The sequence below is a fragment of the Micromonospora sp. NPDC048871 genome, from assembly GCF_043198155.1.
Classification (GTDB): Bacteria; Actinomycetota; Actinomycetes; order Mycobacteriales; family Micromonosporaceae; genus Micromonospora.
On record NZ_JBICUM010000001.1, the window covers coordinates 116,334 to 130,762 of the forward strand.

At 71.8% G+C, this 14,429-nt stretch carries 14 protein-coding genes; 7 read left to right on the forward strand and 7 right to left on the reverse strand.

The window, feature by feature from the left end; genetic code table 11:
* Nucleotides 1-3: 3 nt before the first annotated feature.
* Entirely contained in the window at nucleotides 4-1,092 is a 1,089-nt protein-coding gene (gene hemE / locus ACGFIK_RS00560) for a uroporphyrinogen decarboxylase (protein ID WP_327022062.1), read from the reverse strand.
* A 191-nt stretch (nucleotides 1,093-1,283) separates the two neighbouring features.
* Here hemE and ACGFIK_RS00565 point away from each other — a divergent pair, with 191 nt between their 5' ends.
* From ACGFIK_RS00565 to ACGFIK_RS00580, 4 genes are all read left to right on the forward strand, one after another.
* Nucleotides 1,284-1,856 carry a DUF3000 domain-containing protein gene (locus ACGFIK_RS00565; RefSeq protein WP_327022063.1) on the forward strand — a complete coding sequence of 191 codons (573 nt, stop codon included), beginning with the start codon at nucleotides 1,284-1,286 and terminating at the stop codon, nucleotides 1,854-1,856.
* Between the two features lie 80 nt (nucleotides 1,857-1,936).
* Nucleotides 1,937-3,253 carry a ribonuclease D gene (locus ACGFIK_RS00570; RefSeq protein ID WP_327022064.1) on the forward strand — a complete coding sequence of 439 codons (1,317 nt, stop codon included), beginning with the start codon at nucleotides 1,937-1,939 and terminating at the stop codon, nucleotides 3,251-3,253.
* A 204-nt stretch (nucleotides 3,254-3,457) separates the two neighbouring features.
* A complete protein-coding gene (locus ACGFIK_RS00575; protein WP_327022065.1) occupies nucleotides 3,458-4,654 on the forward strand; it encodes an acetyl-CoA C-acyltransferase in 1,197 nt (398 codons plus the stop codon).
* Between the two features lie 50 nt (nucleotides 4,655-4,704).
* Complete coding sequence (locus tag ACGFIK_RS00580; RefSeq protein WP_327022066.1) at nucleotides 4,705-6,804, forward strand: 3-hydroxyacyl-CoA dehydrogenase NAD-binding domain-containing protein; 2,100 nt, start codon at nucleotides 4,705-4,707, stop codon at nucleotides 6,802-6,804.
* Nucleotides 6,805-6,934: 130 nt separating this feature from the next.
* On the opposite strand, the gene ACGFIK_RS00585 is transcribed toward ACGFIK_RS00580, so the two are convergent.
* Nucleotides 6,935-7,159: a hypothetical protein gene (locus tag ACGFIK_RS00585; protein WP_327022067.1), complete on the reverse strand. Its 225-nt coding sequence runs from the start codon at nucleotides 7,157-7,159 to the stop codon at nucleotides 6,935-6,937.
* A 151-nt stretch (nucleotides 7,160-7,310) separates the two neighbouring features.
* Here ACGFIK_RS00585 and ACGFIK_RS00590 point away from each other — a divergent pair, with 151 nt between their 5' ends.
* Both ACGFIK_RS00590 and ACGFIK_RS00595 read left to right on the forward strand, forming a co-directional pair.
* Nucleotides 7,311-7,859: a TetR/AcrR family transcriptional regulator gene (locus tag ACGFIK_RS00590; RefSeq protein ID WP_327022069.1), complete on the forward strand. Its 549-nt coding sequence runs from the start codon at nucleotides 7,311-7,313 to the stop codon at nucleotides 7,857-7,859.
* A 66-nt stretch (nucleotides 7,860-7,925) separates the two neighbouring features.
* Complete coding sequence (locus ACGFIK_RS00595) at nucleotides 7,926-8,423, forward strand: polyketide cyclase (RefSeq protein WP_327022070.1); 498 nt, start codon at nucleotides 7,926-7,928, stop codon at nucleotides 8,421-8,423.
* A 107-nt stretch (nucleotides 8,424-8,530) separates the two neighbouring features.
* Here ACGFIK_RS00595 and ACGFIK_RS00600 read toward each other — a convergent pair whose 3' ends face one another.
* Complete coding sequence (locus ACGFIK_RS00600; protein WP_327022071.1) at nucleotides 8,531-9,622, reverse strand: Glu/Leu/Phe/Val dehydrogenase dimerization domain-containing protein; 1,092 nt, start codon at nucleotides 9,620-9,622, stop codon at nucleotides 8,531-8,533.
* A gap of 19 nt (nucleotides 9,623-9,641) precedes the next feature.
* Nucleotides 9,642-11,231 carry a benzoylformate decarboxylase gene (mdlC, locus tag ACGFIK_RS00605; protein ID WP_327022072.1) on the reverse strand — a complete coding sequence of 530 codons (1,590 nt, stop codon included), beginning with the start codon at nucleotides 11,229-11,231 and terminating at the stop codon, nucleotides 9,642-9,644.
* A 122-nt stretch (nucleotides 11,232-11,353) separates the two neighbouring features.
* Between mdlC and ACGFIK_RS00610 the strand changes: the two genes are divergently transcribed.
* Complete coding sequence (locus ACGFIK_RS00610) at nucleotides 11,354-12,082, forward strand: IclR family transcriptional regulator (protein WP_393337031.1); 729 nt, start codon at nucleotides 11,354-11,356, stop codon at nucleotides 12,080-12,082.
* Nucleotides 12,083-12,099: 17 nt separating this feature from the next.
* On the opposite strand, the gene ACGFIK_RS00615 is transcribed toward ACGFIK_RS00610, so the two are convergent.
* The 3 genes from ACGFIK_RS00615 to ACGFIK_RS00625 all read right to left on the reverse strand — a co-directional run bounded on the left by ACGFIK_RS00615 (nucleotide 12,100) and on the right by ACGFIK_RS00625 (nucleotide 14,402).
* Nucleotides 12,100-12,480, reverse strand: a complete 381-nt coding sequence (locus ACGFIK_RS00615; RefSeq protein ID WP_393337034.1) for a VOC family protein — start codon at nucleotides 12,478-12,480, stop codon at nucleotides 12,100-12,102.
* Nucleotides 12,481-12,543: 63 nt separating this feature from the next.
* Nucleotides 12,544-13,737 carry a sensor histidine kinase gene (locus tag ACGFIK_RS00620; RefSeq protein ID WP_393337036.1) on the reverse strand — a complete coding sequence of 398 codons (1,194 nt, stop codon included), beginning with the start codon at nucleotides 13,735-13,737 and terminating at the stop codon, nucleotides 12,544-12,546.
* The gene (locus ACGFIK_RS00625; protein WP_393337039.1) at nucleotides 13,734-14,402 is read right to left on the reverse strand and encodes a response regulator transcription factor; all 669 of its coding nucleotides are present in this window, start codon (nucleotides 14,400-14,402) and stop codon (nucleotides 13,734-13,736) included. The genes ACGFIK_RS00620 and ACGFIK_RS00625 overlap by 4 nt, the downstream gene beginning before the upstream one ends.
* Between the last annotated feature and the right edge of the window lie 27 nt (nucleotides 14,403-14,429).

Genomic DNA, 14,429 nt, shown 5'->3' on the forward strand with positions numbered 1-14,429 from the left:
CGGTCAGGCCCCCTCGGCGGACAGTTCATGCACCAGGGCGACCACCCGGGTGAGCACCTCCGGGTCGGTCTCCGGCAACACCCCGTGCCCCAGGTTGAACACGTGCCCGGGCGCGGACCGACCCTGGTCGAGGATGCGGCGCACCTCGGCCTCGATGACCGGCCAGGGGGCGAACAGCAGACAGGGATCCAGGTTGCCCTGCACGGCCTTGTCGGGCCCGATCCGCCGGGTCGCGACGTCCAGCGGGGTACGCCAGTCGACCCCGACCACGTCGGCCCCGGCCTCACCCATCGCGCCGAGCAGCTCGGCGGTGCCCACCCCGAAGTGGATCCGGGGCACCCCCGCCTCGGCCAGGCCGGACAGCACGGCGGTCGAGTGCGGCAGCACGAACCGGCGGTAGTCGGCCTCGGAGAGCGCCCCGGCCCAGGAGTCGAAGAGCTGCACCGCGCTGACCCCGGCGGCGATCTGCACCCGCAGGAACGCCAGGGTCACCTCGGCGAGCCGCCCGGCCAGGGCGTGCCACAGCTCGGGGTCGCCGTACATCAGGGCCTTGGTCTTGACGTGGTTCCGCGACGGCCCGCCCTCGACCAGGTAGCTGGCCAGGGTGAACGGCGCACCGGCGAAGCCGATCAGGGGGGTGTCGCCCAGCTCCTTGACCAGCATCCGGACCGCCTCGTCGACGTACGGGACGTCGTCGCGGTCGATCAGCCGGATCCGCTGCACGTCTGCGGCGGTACGCACCGGCTCGGCCACCACCGGTCCGGTGCCCGGCACGATGTCCAGGTCGACCCCGGCGGCGGCGACCGGGACCACGATGTCGCTGAACAGGATCGCCGCGTCCACCCCGTGCCGGCGTACCGGCTGGAGGGTGATCTCGGTGACCAGGTCGGGTCGGCGGCAGGACTCCAGCATCGCCACGTTGGCCCGGATCTCGCGGTACTCCGGCAGCGACCGGCCGGCCTGGCGCATGAACCAGACCGGGGTGTGTGGGACGGGCCGACGACGACACGCCCGCACGAAGGGCGAGTCGGCGGGCCCGCCGGGGCGGGAGGCGTCGTCTCGGGCAGCGGTGCCCGTGGTGTCGGTGGTCATCGCGGCAATCGTGCCACGCCCCGGATGACCGCTATCGGGCGGTCGCGGAGTTTGGCTGGTTTGAATAAGGCAGCCCACCGATGACTGTCGATGAACTCGGCGCGGCGTGGACGGCCGGGGCAGCGGCTCTGGTTCGTGATCGTCGGCGCGCCGTCCGGGCGCAGCGACCGACAGCGGCTTAGGCTGCGGACATGCCCCCCCCGATCGCGCTTCCGGACACCTTCGCCCGCGCGGTCGCCGGGCTCCGGTCGGCGACACCCCGGCCGGAGATCCTCCTGGAGGAGGTCGGCGCACCCCAGCGGCTCGCGCCGTACGCCTTCGCGCTGTCCGCCACGGTGCTGCGCGACGGCGAGGAGGTGGCCACCGGGCGACTGATCCTCCTGCACGACCCGGCCGGGCACGAGGCCTGGCAGGGCACCCTGCGCCTGGTCACCTACGTGACGGCCGAGTTGGAGAACGACCTGGCCGCGGACCCCCTGTTGCCGGGGGTCGGCTGGACCTGGCTCACCGACGCCCTCGACGCCCAGCAGGCGGGTCACCGGGCCATCGGCGGGACGATCACCCAGACGATGTCGAACCGGTTCGGGGAGCTGTCCGGCCCACCGGCGACCGCCGACATCGAGATCCGCGCCTCGTGGACCCCTACCGATGCCGATCTCACCGCCCACCTGTACGCCTGGTGCACCCTGCTGGCCTCCACCGCCGGCCTGCCGCCACCCGGGGTGACCGCCCTGCCGGAGCGCCGGGCCGCCGCGGCCGGTTGAGCCGACCCGGCCGGCTGAGTCGACACGCGGCCGGGGGCGGGTGCGCGCGGTGTGTTCCGCTTCCGCACTAGGGTTGTCAGGTGACCGACGAACCACCCCTGCGCCGTCGGGCCGCCGCAAGCCGTACGGGAAACGACATCGAGACCCCGCCTTCGGCGCGGCCGGAGCCGTCGGACGCGGGGACCGAACCCACCGGCAGCGAGTCCGTGCCGCTGACCGCACCCCGTGAGGGCACCCCGGAACCGGTGACCGTGCCGGAGCAACTGGCCGAGGTGGTGGCCCGATTCGCGGCCGGCAGCGGCCCGGTGGCCCTGGACGCCGAACGCGCCTCGGGCTACCGCTACAGCCAGCGGGCGTACCTCGTGCAGTTGCGGCGCAGCGGCGCCGGTACCGCCCTGATCGACCCCCTGCCCCTGCCCGACCTCAGTGCTCTGGACACCGCGATCGCGGACACCGAGTGGGTGTTGCACGCGGCCAACCAGGATCTGCCCTGCCTCGCCGAGCTCGGGCTGCGCCCGCGTCGGCTGTTCGACACCGAGTTGGCCGCCCGGCTGGCCGGGTTCGAGCGGGTGGGGCTGGCCGCCCTCACCGAACAACTGCTCGGCTACAGCCTGGAGAAGCACCATTCGGCCGCGGACTGGTCCAGCCGCCCGTTGCCGGAGTCCTGGCTGACCTACGCCGCCCTGGATGTGGAACTGCTGACCGATCTGCGCGACGCCCTGGACGCGGAGCTGACCCGGCAGGGCAAGTCGCAGTGGGCGGCGGAGGAGTTCGCCGCCCTGGTGCAGGCCGGCACCCGCCCACCCCGGGTACGCGCCGAGCCCTGGCGTCGCACCTCCGGCATCCACCGGGTACGCGGTGCGCGGGCGCAGGCCCGGGTCCGGTCCCTGTGGTACGCCCGCGACCAGATCGCGGCCCGCCGGGACTCGGCGCCGGGCCGGGTGCTGCCCGACTCGGCCATCGTGGCGGCGGCCGAGCTGGACCCCAAGGACGAGAAGACCCTGCTCACCCTGCCCGGGTTCGGTGGCCGGTCGGTACGCCGACTGGCTCGGACCTGGCTGGCGGCGCTGGAGGACGCCCGGCAACTGCCGGACGAGGACCTGCCGGCGGCCCCGACCGTGGAGGGCCCACCCCCGCCGCACCGGTGGGCCGAACGGGATCCGGCCGCCGCCGCCCGGCTGGCCCGCAGCCGTGAGGTCGTCCTGCGGGTGGCCGGTGAACACAATCTGCCGCCGGAGAACCTGATCTCCCCCGACTCGATCCGTCGGCTCGCCTGGCAACCCCCGGAGGAGATCACCGAGGCCACGGTGGCGGAGGCCCTGCGCGCCATGCATGCCCGCGAATGGCAGATCACCCTCCTGCTCCCCGCCCTGGCCGAAGCCCTCCTCCCCACCTGACCGCACTCTTTGCCCCTGTTGATCAAGAGGTTTGCGTCAACGACACGCCGTACGGCTGACGCGAACCTCTTGATCAACAGGGCGAGGGGCCGGGTGGGCTGGGGACGGGGGTCGGTGTGGGCTGGGCCACAGGGAGGGGTGGGGCGGGGATAGTTACTGGCGGGTAGCATTCGGGGAAATGCCAGTGCCGGCTAGGAGGCTCCAGTGCCCCGTGAAGTTCGGGATGTCGTCTTCGTCGACGGCGTCCGTACCCCCTTCGGTAAGGCGGGTGGCATGTACGCCAACACCCGCGCCGACGACCTGGTGATCCGATGCATCCGTGAGTTGCTGCGCCGCAACCCGCAACTGCCGCCGGAACGGGTCGAGGAGGTGGCCATCGCCGCCACCACCCAGATCGGTGACCAGGGACTGACCATCGGCCGTACCGCCGCCCTGCTGTCGGGCCTGCCCAAGACCGTCCCCGGCTTCGCCATCGACCGGATGTGCGCCGGGGCGATGACCGCCGTGACCACCGTCGCCAGCGGCATCGCGGTGGGTGCGTACGACGTGGCGATCGCCGGCGGTGTCGAGCACATGGGCCGCCACCCGATGGGCGAGGGCGTCGACCCCAACCCGCGCATCGTCGCCGAGAAGCTCGTCGACCCGTCCGCGCTGGTCATGGGCGCCACCGCGGAGAACCTGCACGACCGGCTGCCGCACATCACCAAGGAGCGCACGGACGCCTTCGCGCTCGCCTCGCAGCAGAAGACCGCCAAGGCGTACGCCAACGGCAAGCTCCAGGACGACCTGGTGCCGGTGGCCATCCGGGACGAGGAGGGCGGCTGGGGCCTGGCCACGGCCGACGAGGCCCCCCGCGACACCTCGCTGGAGAAGCTGGGCAGCCTCAAGACCCCCTTCCGGCCGCACGGCAAGGTCACCGCGGGCAATGCCGCCGGTCTGAACGACGGCGCCACCGCCAGCCTGCTGGTCGCCGAGGACGTCGCCCGCGAGCTGGGCCTGCCGGTCGCCATGCGCCTGGTGTCGTACGGCTTCGTCGGTGTCGAGCCCGAGGTGATGGGCGTCGGCCCGATCCCCTCGACGGAGAAGGCCCTGCGTATCGCCGGACTGACCATCGACGACATCGGCCTGTTCGAGCTGAACGAGGCCTTCGCCGTGCAGGTGCTCGCCTTCCTGGACCACTTCGGCATCGCCGACGACGACCCGCGGGTCAACCAGTGGGGCGGCGCGATCGCCATCGGTCACCCCCTGGCCTCCTCGGGCGTACGGCTGATGACCCAGCTGGCCCGGCAGTTCGCCGAGCACCCCGAGGTCCGCTACGGCCTCACCGCCATGTGCATCGGCATCGGCATGGGCGGCACCGTGATCTGGGAGAACCCGCACTGGGAGGGTGAAGACAAGTGAGCGCGAGGAGTGAGCTTGCGAGCCCCGCAGTCGCGAACGAAGGAGGCACTGTGAGCCTCACCGCACCGAACGAGGTGGTCACCCGGGCCCTGCTGCGCCAGGTGAACGTACCCGGGCTGGACCGCCCGGCCGCCCTGATCACCCTCGACAACGGATTCGACCACACCAAGCCGAACACCTTCGGTCCCGGCGGACTGGCCAGCCTGGACGAGGCGATCAGCGCCGCCCTGGCCGCCGAGCCCGCCTTCATCGCGGTCACCGGCAAGCCGTACATCTTCTGTGTCGGCGCGGACATCACCAGCCTGCCGCTGCTGGCCGACCGGGAGCAGGCCCTGGCCATCGGCCGGCTGGGCCACCGGGTCTTCGCCCGGCTCAAGGACAGCCAGATCCCGACCTTCGCCTTCGTCAACGGCGCGGCGATGGGCGGCGGCCTGGAACTGGCCCTGCACTGCCACTACCGCACCCTGTCCGCCGGTGCCGCCGCCCTGGCGCTGCCGGAGGTCTCCCTGGGGCTGATCCCGGGCTGGGGTGGTACCCAGTTGCTGCCGAACCTGATCGGCATTCCGGCGGCCACCCAGGTGATCATTCAGAACCCGCTGATGCAGAACAAGATGCTCAAGCCCAAGCAGGCCGCTGAGCTGGGCATCGCCGATGTGCTGCTGGAGCCGGCCGACTTCGTGGAGCGGTCCCTGGAGTGGGCCGCCGGAGTGGTCCGGGGCGAGGTCACCGTGACCCGGCCCGAGGTCGACAAGGACATGTGGGCGGGCGTGCTCTACTTCGCCCGGCAGACCCTCGACCAGCGGCTGCACGGCGCGGTCCCGTCCGCGTACAAGGCGCTGGACCTGCTGGAGACGGCGAAGGACGCCGACTTCGCCACCGGCACCGCCGCCGAGGACGAGGCCCTGGCCGACCTGATCTTCTCCGAGGAGCTGCGCAGCGGCCTGTACGCCTTCGACCTGGTGCAGCGGCGGGCCAAGCGCCCGGCCGGGGCACCGGACAAGGGCCTGGCCCGCCCGGTGACCAAGGTGGGCATTGTCGGCGCCGGGCTGATGGCCAGCCAGCTGGCCCTGCTGTTCGCCCGCCGCCTCCAGGTGCCGGTCGTCATGACCGACCTGGACCAGGCCCGGGTCGACAAGGGTGTGGGCTACGTGCACACCCAGATCGAGAAGCAGGTCAGCAAGGGCCGGATGGACAAGGGTACGGCCGCCAAGCTGTACGGCCTGATCAGCGGCTCGCCAAAGGCAGAGGCCTTCGCCGCGTCGACCCCGGGCCAGCGCACTTCGTTTGCTGACTGTGACTTCGTCATCGAGGCCGTCTTCGAGGACCTGAACGTCAAGAAGCAGGTCTGGGCCGAGCTGGAGAAGATCGTCAAGCCGGAGGCGGTGCTGGCGACGAACACCTCCTCGCTGTCCATCACGGCGATGGCGGCGGAGCTGGAGCACCCGGAGCGGGTGGTCGGCTTCCACTTCTTCAACCCGGTGGCCGTCCTGCCGCTGCTGGAGATCATCCGGGGCGAGCGGACCGACGACGCCACCCTGGCCACCGCCTTCGCGGTCGGCAAGCAGCTGAAGAAGTCCTCCGTGCTGGTCGCGGACGCCCCGGCCTTCGTGGTCAACCGGCTGCTCACCCGCTTCCTGGGGTCGATCTTCGCCGCGGTGGACGCGGGCACCCCGCTGGAGGTGGCCAACCGCGCGGTGGACCCGCTGGGTCTGCCGATGCGTCCGCTGGCCCTGCTCCAACTGGTCGGCCCGGCCGTGGCGTACCACGTGGGCGGCACCCTGCACGCCGCCTTCCCGGACCGCTTCGGTCTGAGCGAGAACCTCAAGCGGATCGCGGACTCCGGTCAGCCGATCGTCGTCGACGACGAGATCAACGCCGAGGTGGCGAAGCTGCTGGTGGTCGGTGACCAGCCGCTCACCGAGGAGGAGGTACGCCGCAACGCGCTGGACGCGCTGGCGCAGGAGATCCGGCTGATGCTCGACGAGGGTGTCGTGGCGCAGGCGCAGGACATCGACCTGTGCATGATCCTCGGTGCCGGTTGGCCGTTCCACCTGGGCGGCGTCACGCCGTACCTGGACCGGACCGGCACCAGCGAGCGGGTGACCGGCCGGCGGTTCCTGCCGCCGGGAGTGGCCAGCCTGGCCGGCTGACCCCCACCCGAGAACACCGGATCGCGGTGGTCGCCCGTCTGGGCGGCCACCGCGATCTCGTTCTGGTGTGGCCCCCTTGGGCGAGGGCGGGGTCAGATGCCCACGCGACGGTTCCGCGGCCGGACGGCGGTCAGGAGGTTCGTCGTCGCCGGATCACCAGCAGGACGCCCTGATGGATCAGCACGCCGACGGCGGTGTTGAGCACGGCCAGGCCGGCGGCGGCGAGCAGGCCCGGTCCGACTTCCTCCACGCCGCTCGCTACCAGCAGAATCGGCCAGCCCAGCGCGGCGAGGACGAGTGCCGAGCGCCACCAGCGCCCGAACAGCAGGCCGAACACGATCAGCGCCGGGATCATCGGGCCTCCATGGTCGCTTGCCCCACCCGCGGAGGGCAGGAACGCCGGCACCGGCAGCGGCGGAGGGGCCGTCTGTCGGGAGTACGCGGTCGCCGATCCCAGTCAATCACAGTCTTGTATGGAAGTGGTTACTAATGTAAGGCTGCCTGACATGGCAACGCAGCGCAGCACGGCGCCACGACGACGTGCGGATGCGGTCGACATCGGGATTCGGGTCTTCGCCGACAACGGTCTGACGACGGCCTCGATGCAGAAGGTGGCCGACCAGATGGGGGTGTCACAGCCGTACGTCTTCCGGCTCTTCGGTAGCAAGCGTGGCCTCTTCCTGGCCTGCCTGGACGAGTTGGAGGCCCGCATCCGGCAGGTGCTCCGGCGGGCGGCGGCCGGGCATCCGGAGGACCCCTTGCCGGCGATGCGGGCCGATTTCCGGGCCCTGATCGCCGACGGCGTGGTCACCGGCCTGTGGTTGCAGGCCTGCGCGGTGGCCCGCTCCGACGAGGTGGTCGCGGCCCGCTGCCGGGCCCTGCTCGGCGGGATTCTCGACGAGGCGGGAAGGCTGTCCACCGCCGCGCCCCGGCAGCTACGCGACACGCTGGCCCTCGGCGCGTTGGTGGTGATGCTCCAGGCGCTGGGGATGGACCTGAGTGGGGGCAGCCAGGCCGCCGTCGACTCGCTGCGGCCCACGGAGGTGACGGTGTGAGCTCGCCGACTGCCGAGGGGGTCGGAGCCGACCTGTGGGTCGGGCCGACAGGGGAAGGAGCCACTCGTGTTCGGTGACCGGTGGGGGGTCACCGAACACGAGATGGCGCGGGCCTATCCGTGCGACGACTTCGTCGTCTCGCCCGCCCTGCAGGTCTGGCGAGGAGTACGGGTGAACGCGCCGCCCACGGCGGTGTGGCCGTGGATAGCCCAGATCCGGCTGGCGCCGTACTCCTACGACTGGATCGACAATCTCGGCCGCCGCTCACCTCGACGGCTCGTCGGCCTTGCGGATCCCCAGGTAGGAGAGGCCTTCACCACCGCCGGTGGGCGACAGCGCGGCCGGATCCTCGCGGTCGAGCCCGGAGTGCACCTGACCGCGACCATCATGAACGCCTACCTGTCCTACCTCCTGGTGCCCCAGGAGGACGGCACCACCCGACTGCTACTCAAGATCGTCATGCAGACCAATCGGGTGTACGCGGCAGCCTTCGCCGTCGGCGACCTGATCATGGCCCGCCGCCAACTACTCACCTTCAAGGATCTGGCCGAATGCCCCGGCTGACCGTCGGGCACGGCTGCCGGCCTCGCCGTATCGCCGTAATGGCGGTGATCGGCCCGGTCGGATACCACCGTTACGCCGTAATGGAGTCGATCAAAAAGGGGGGTCACTCAGCGGGGCAGGTAGCCGGGCTTGAGGCCGGTTCGGGCCTGCTGGATGCGGGTGTGGGCCAGGTCTTCGGCTGCTGCGCCAGGCAGAATGCCCTGTCCGCGGGCCAGGCCGAGCACCTCGGTCACCGTGTCGAAGATCTTCGCAACCTGGGCGGGCACCTCCTCCAGAGGAATCCGCCGGTACTCGGCGCAACCGGTGGTGACCCCACCGGCGCTGGCGACGAAGTCGGGTACCCAGAGGATGTCGCGCTCGGCTAGCTGCTCCTCCACCTCGGGGGTGGCGAGTTGGTTGTTGGCGGCGCCGCAGATGACAGCGGCGCGGATCGTCGGGACCGAGTCGCTGGTGAGGGTGGCGCCGAGCGCGCACGGGGCGTAAATGTCGACCGGCGCGTCGATGACCCGCTCGGCCAGGAGGACTGCGGGCAGGTCCCGTCGGGCGCGTTCGCGGGCGGGCCCGGAGAGGTCGGCGGCGGTGACTCCGGCACCGGCCTCGACCAGCAGTCGGGCCAGCTCGTAGCCGACCTTGCCGAGCCCTTCGACCCCGACGGAACGCCCGGTCAGGTCGGCGGTTCCCCACCGGACGGCAGCGGCGGCACGCAGGGCGTGGAAGGCACCGTACGCGGTCATCGGGCCGCTGTCGCCGTACCCACCGGCGGTGGTGGTGCGGCCGAGGACGTGGTCGGTGCCCCGGCCGATCACATCCAGGTCGGCGGCGCTGATCCCCACGTCACCGGCGGTGACGTAGCGGCCGCCCAGGCTCTGCACGAAACGTCCGTAGGTCTCCAGCAACGCCTCGGACTTGACCGTGTCGGGGTCGCCGATGATGACGGCCTTGCCGCCGCCACAGGGCAGACCGGCGACCGCGTTCTTGTAGGTCATCCCCCGCGACAGGCGCAGCACGTCGGTCAGCGCCTCGGCCTCGGTGGCGTACGGGTGCATCCGGGTGCCCCCGACGGCCGGGCCGAGGGTGCTGTCGTGGACGGCGATGATGGCCCGCAGCCCGGTCTCCGGGTCCTGGCAGAAGGTCACCTGCTCGTGTGGGAAGTCGGGGAAGCGGCCGAGCACCGGGGCGGACGGCTGGGGTGCGGACATGGGCTTGCCTTTCAGCGGTTCAGGGGGTGGTGAGGTCGGTGTCGACCTGGATGAGCCGGGGTTCCCCGGCAGCAAGGGCCTCGGTGACCGCCTCGACGAGTGCCGTACGGCTGGAGACCGCCACGCCGGTGACGCCGTACCCGGCGGCCAGCGCGGTGAAGTCGATGTCGGGGATGTCCAGGCCCGGGGTCTCCCCGGCCCCCAGCACCCCGGCGAACCAGCGCAGGGCACCGTAGGTCCCGTTGCGCAGGATGACGAAGATGACCGGGATGCGGTAGCGGGCGGCGGTCCACAGCGCGGTGATGCCGTAGTTGGCCGACCCGTCACCGACCAGGGCTACGACCTGCCGGTCGGGGTCGGCCAGCTGCACCCCGACGGCCGAGGGCAGCCCGAAACCCAGGCCGCCGGAGGCCGGGAAGTAGTAGCTGCCGGGCCGGCGAAGGTCCGCCTGCGCCCAGAAAGCACCGGTGGTCGAGGTGGACTCGGTTACCCAGACGGTGTCGGCCCCAGCGGTGTCCCGCAGTACGGCGAACACCTCCTCCGGGTGCAACCGGCCTGCCGAGCCGGGTCGCGGTGCCGGGATGGGCGGCAAGGGTACGAGGGCGGGCCGCCGCCCGGGGGTGACGGCGGCGGCCAGCCGGGCGAGGGTGTCGGGGAGATCGCAGACGATCGCGTCGCCCATCGGCGCGCGGGCGGCCTCACCCGGGTCCACGGTCAGGTGCACCAGTCGGGCCCCCTCGGGCAGGTACCGGCCCGGGTCGTACTGGTGGTAGCGGAACACCGGCGCGCCGACGACCAGGACCAGGTCGTGTCCGGTCAGCAGGTCACTGATCGCCCTGACCCCGGCCGGCAGGACCCCGCGGAAGGCCGGGTGGCGGGTGGGGAACGGGCAGCGCGACGCCGAGGGGGCGATCCAGGCCGGGGCGGCCAGGGCTTCGGCGAGGGCCACGGCATGATCGTTCGCGGCGGCCGCGTCGACATCCGGTCCCAGGATCAGCACCGGCCGCTCGGCCCGGTCCAGCGCCGCGGCGAGCTCGGTGAGCTGCGGGGTGGTCAGCGCCGCGGCGGTCACGGTGGTACGGGACAGCAGGTGCCGCGCCTCGACGGAGGACTCCGCCTGCCAGTCGTCGTACGGCACCGACACGTACACCGGTCCCTGGGGGACCAGGGTGGCGGTGTGGATCGCCTGGCTGATGGTTCGGGGCACGTCCTCGGCGGAGGACGGCTCGCTGCTCCACTTCACCAGCGGCCGGGGCAGCGCGGCGGCGTCCATGTTGGCCAGCATCACCTCCTGGCCGATGGTCGAGCGGACCTGCTGCCCGGCGGTGACCACCAGTGGGCTGTGCGAGTAGACCGAGTTGGTCAGCTGGCCCATCGCGTTGCCGGTGCCGGCTGCCGCGTGCAGGTTGACCAGGGCCGGGCCCCGGCGGGCCTGGGCGTACCCGTCGGCCATGGCCAGCACCACCCCCTCGTGCAGGCCGAGGAGGTACCGGAAGTCGTCAGGGAGACCGGCCAGGAACGGCAGCTCATTGGAGCCCGGGTTGCCGAAGATGGTGGTCAGGCCGTGCGCCCGCAACAGCTCGAAGGTCACATCCCGCACGCTCGCCACCGCACAGTTCCTCTCCGTCGACCCCGACCAGTAGACCTGGATCTTCCGCCTTGCAGAAGGGTCTGGGACAACGGTTCCGCTGTGCGGAATACTGCTGGTCCGGTGACGAGCGGAGGTAGGCGATGGAGTCGGTGGGCAACGCGCTACGCGCCCTGCGCTATCTGGGCACCCAGGAGTCGGTAAGCGTGGCGGACCTGGGCCGGCACCTCCAGGTAGCCCCGTCCACCGCGCACCGGCTGCTGTCCACCCTCAAGGAGTACGACTTCGCCCGCCAGGACGACTCCCGCCGCTACCGCCTCGGCCCGGCGGCACACGAGGTCGCCACCCGACAGGCCCCCTGGGACGTCGTCGCCGCCGTCCGCCCCCACATGGAACACCTGGCCGCGACCACCCGGGAGACGGTCAACCTGATCGGCCTGCAGGGCGCCAGCATCGTCTTCCTCGACGGCGTCGAGAGCACCCAGACCGTCCGGGTCGGGGTCCGCACCGGCGACCGGCTACCCGCCTACACCACCGCCGGCGGCAAGGCCCTGCTCGCCCAGCTGCGCCCGAAGGACATCCGGGCCCTGCATCCGCGCATCCTCGCCGCCCTGACCTCCGCCACGATCACCACGACCGATCAACTGATCAAAGAACTCGACGCCGTACGCGCCCGCGGCTACGCCTCCAACCTCGAAGAATGCGTCGACGGTGTGTACGCCGTCGGGGTGGCCCTGATCCATCCCACCCGGGGCGCCGTGGCCGCACTGACCATCTCCGCCCCCGCACACCGGACCGACGAGCGGCGCGCCGACCTCCTCGCCGAGCAACTCCTCCAGGCCGGCACCCGCCTCACCCAGGGCTGGCGGTGAGCCGGCGTCCGTTACGCCTAGTGCTCGGCCGCGCTGCGCTCCACGCAGAACTCGTTGCCCTCCGGGTCGGCCAGGACCGCCCAACCGGTGCCGTCGGGTCGACGCTGATCGTCGATCAGTGCGGCACCCAGGCCGAGCAGGCGGTCGATCTCCTCGTCGCGGGTCCGGTCGGTCGGTTGGAGATCCAGGTGCATCCGGTTCTTCGCCGTCTTGCCCTCCGGTACCCGCTGGAACAGCATCCCGCCCTCGGCGATCTCCGTGCCGGACAGCAGGGCGCACTCCGGCTCCCCCGGCTTGTTGTCCGGATCGTGCCGCATCCCGGTAGCCTCGGCCCAGAAGGTCGCCATGGCGAACGGGTCGGCACAGTCAAAATCGATCCAACGCACCCTGGAAGTCATGGGCCCAATCTCTCACCGAGATCAAGCGAATTACCGCCACCGGGTCACCCGGCTCGCGCAGGGTCACCGGCTGGGGCTCTCCCCCGTTGACGCGGCGTCGGCGGCCGGCAGGCTTACGGTCACCTCCAGGCCGCCCCCGGGCTGCGCCACCGCGGTCACCGTGCCGCCGTGGGCGTCGCAGACCGCCCGGACGATGGACAGGCCCAGCCCGGACCCGCGGGCCCCGGTCCGCTCCCGGCCACCCCGCCGGAAGGGTTCGAACAGCCCCGGCACGTCCGCCTGATCCACCTCGAAGCCGGTGTTGCCGACCACCAGCCAGGACCGCTGCCCGTCGGAGCCGGTGCGGACCCAGAGTCGGCCGTGCAGGTGGTTGTAGCGGACCGCGTTCTCGATCAGGTTGCCGGCCAACCGGTCCAGCAGGCCGGGATCACCGACCACCGGTGCCGGTTCCAGGGAGGTCTGCACATCCAGCTTGATCCGCTCCACCTCACGGCGTACCGCCGACAAGGCGTTCAGGGTGCCGGCGGCCAGGTCACACTCGGTACGCCGACCCAGTCGGCGGCCGGTCTGGGCCTCGCTGCGCGCCAGCACCAGCAGCGCGTCGACCAGGCCGTTGGCCCGCTCGGAGGCGTCGCGCACCACGGTGGCCATCCGGCGGTACTCGCCCGCATCCGCCTCGTCGTCGCTGAGGGTCACGTCGATCTCGGTACGCATCACGGCCAGGGGGGTACGCAGCTCGTGCGAGGCGTTGGCGACGAACCGTTTCTGCGCCTCGAAGGCGGCCGCTATGCGGTCCAGCATCTCGTCGAAGGTGTCGGCCAGCTCGGCCACCTCGTCGTTGGCGCCCGAGTAGCTGATCCGCTGATCCAGGGTGGTCTCGCCGAGCCGCCGGGCGGTCGCGGTCACCTGGTGCAGGGGACGCAACGCCCGACCGGCCACCGCGTACGCCCCGACCACCCCGACCGTCCCGATCGCCAGCAGGGCGGCCAGCCCCTTGGCCAGCAGTTCCCCGGAGGCGGAGTCGACCAGTTGCCGCTGCCAGGCGGCGGCGTCCATGGAACGCCCGTCGGCCAGCAGCACGGTGGTGCCCGGCAGCAGTTCGTCCGTGGGGCGCAGGGCATCGCGGACCAGCAGCCAGGCCAGCAGCACCAGGATGGCCCCCGCTCCCACCAGCAGCACCCCGTTGAGCAGGGTCAACCGCAGCCGCAGGGTGGGTCGCAGGCGCGGGCGCAACTCCTCCCGCGGGGTGCCGGTCACGCCGACACCTCGGCGGTACGGTAGCCGGCCCCCACCACGGTCTCGATCAGCGACGGGTCGCCGAGCTTACGACGCAGGGTCATCACGGTGACCCGGACGATCGTGGTGAAGGGGTCGGTGTTGGCGTCCCAGACCCGTTCCAGCAGTTCCTCGCTGGACACCACCGCACCTCGGGCCTTGAGCAGCTCGCAGAGGACGCCGAACTCCTTGTTGGTCAGCTCCACCGGGGCCCCGCCCCGGGTGGCCGTACGGCGGGCCGGGTCGACGACCAGGTCGGCCAGTTCCAGCACCGGCGGGGCCGCCGGGGTGGCCCGCCGACCCAGCGCCTGAACCCGGGCGACCAGTTCGTCGAAGGCGAACGGCTTGGGCAGATAGTCGTCGGCACCGAGCTGCAACCCCTCGACCCGGTCGGCCACCGTGCCGCTGGCGGTGAGCATCAGCACCCGGGTCAGGGCACCGGAGGTGGCCAGCTCGGCGCAGATCTGGTCACCGTGCATCCCGGGCAGGTCACGGTCGAGCACCACCACGTCGTAGCGGGTGACGAAGGCCATCTCGTGACCGCTGTCGCCGTCGTAGGCCACATCCACCGCCATGCCGCGCTTGCGCAGGCCCCGCGCGATCGCGTCGGCGAGGTGGCGTTCGTCCTCGACCACCAGTACCCGCATGTCCAGCCCCTTCCCGGCGACGACAAC

Excerpts from the sequence above, each read along its gene's own strand:
- hemE (WP_327022062.1), bottom strand. The coding sequence starts at position 1,092 with ATGACCACCGACACCACGGGCACCGCTGCCCGAGACGACGCCTCCCGC.
- ACGFIK_RS00565 (WP_327022063.1), top strand. The coding sequence starts at position 1,284 with ATGCCCCCCCCGATCGCGCTTCCGGACACCTTCGCCCGCGCGGTCGCC.
- ACGFIK_RS00585 (WP_327022067.1), bottom strand. The coding sequence starts at position 7,159 with ATGATCCCGGCGCTGATCGTGTTCGGCCTGCTGTTCGGGCGCTGGTGG.
- ACGFIK_RS00590 (WP_327022069.1), top strand. The coding sequence starts at position 7,311 with ATGGCAACGCAGCGCAGCACGGCGCCACGACGACGTGCGGATGCGGTC.
- ACGFIK_RS00600 (WP_327022071.1), bottom strand. The coding sequence starts at position 9,622 with ATGTCCGCACCCCAGCCGTCCGCCCCGGTGCTCGGCCGCTTCCCCGAC.
- ACGFIK_RS00610 (WP_393337031.1), top strand. The coding sequence starts at position 11,354 with ATGGAGTCGGTGGGCAACGCGCTACGCGCCCTGCGCTATCTGGGCACC.
- ACGFIK_RS00615 (WP_393337034.1), bottom strand. The coding sequence starts at position 12,480 with ATGACTTCCAGGGTGCGTTGGATCGATTTTGACTGTGCCGACCCGTTC.
- ACGFIK_RS00625 (WP_393337039.1), bottom strand. The coding sequence starts at position 14,402 with ATGCGGGTACTGGTGGTCGAGGACGAACGCCACCTCGCCGACGCGATC.